Here is a 914-nt window from a genome sequence, read left to right as displayed (position 1 = left end):
GAGGGGCGACTCGGCCGCAGGGCGTGCGGCCAGCGGGCGCCGCCGGGCGGGACGGGCGGGGCGTATTCGAGGTGAATCACCCGCCGCCGCTTCGTCCCGGCCCCGGAGAACCGCGCCCAGCCGGAGGCGTGCAGCGTCGCCGGACACATCGCCACCGCCCCGCCGGCCGGCACGACGCACGCTCTCTCCGCTCCTCCGCCGACGTTGGCTCCGCCGACGGCCTCTCCGGCGTCCCCCGCCGCCGCGGGAGCGGCGAGCCGGTGCGAGCCCGGTCGCACCCGCAGCGGGCCGGCGTCCGGGCCGCAGTCGTCCAGATGCACGCGGAGGGCGACCATCTTCAGCAGGAACTCGTGCGGCGGGCGGGCCGTCCAGCGGCCGTCGGCCCGCTTCCAGGCGGTCCACGGCGGCGACGCCACGCGGTCGGCGAGTTCGACCCGCTCGTCCCGGTGCCACATCACGCCCCAGTTCGCCCCCGGGGACTTGTCGAACAGCGTGGCCCGCACGGCGACGGCGTCCGGGCCGATCAGCTCCGCCGCCAGGCCCCAGACCTCCGGCCGCACCGCCAGCGCCCGCACGGCCGCGGCCTGCGGGAACCGTCGCGGGTCCAGCAGTCCCCGCACGCCGGCCCGGCGGCCGTCCTCATGATCCAGCGGCGCCGCGAACGCCGCCCGCAGCGCCGCCAGCGGCTCCGCCGGCAGCAGGTCCGGCACGCACCACGCCCCGTCCCGGGCGAACGCCTCGGCCGGGGTCGCCGCGGGAGCGGGATGCGCGGCGGAGACGGGGGGAACGGGAACGGGAACGGGGGCGGGGGAGGAGGTCGGCATCAGGCGGAGAGCCTGCGGAGCCCGGGGCGAACCGGCGGATTGACCCGTCGGGGCGCACGAAACGCCGCGAGACGGCGCCGCCGGGGCGGG

At 79.3% G+C, this 914-nt stretch carries 1 protein-coding gene; it reads right to left on the bottom strand.

All coding sequences use genetic code 11. From position 1 onward, the window contains the following. A partial coding sequence (locus tag ACG2DA_RS22875) for a phytanoyl-CoA dioxygenase family protein (RefSeq protein WP_395259020.1) occupies positions 1–824 on the bottom strand: 824 nt, incomplete at its 3' end. Positions 825–914: the final 90 nt, after the last annotated feature.

It is taken from the genome of Alienimonas sp. DA493 (genome assembly GCF_043951915.1).
In the GTDB taxonomy this organism is placed as follows: Bacteria; Planctomycetota; Planctomycetia; order Planctomycetales; family Planctomycetaceae; genus Alienimonas.
Note: the sequence above shows the minus strand (reverse complement) of the source record. Positions and strands in the feature narration are given on the sequence as shown.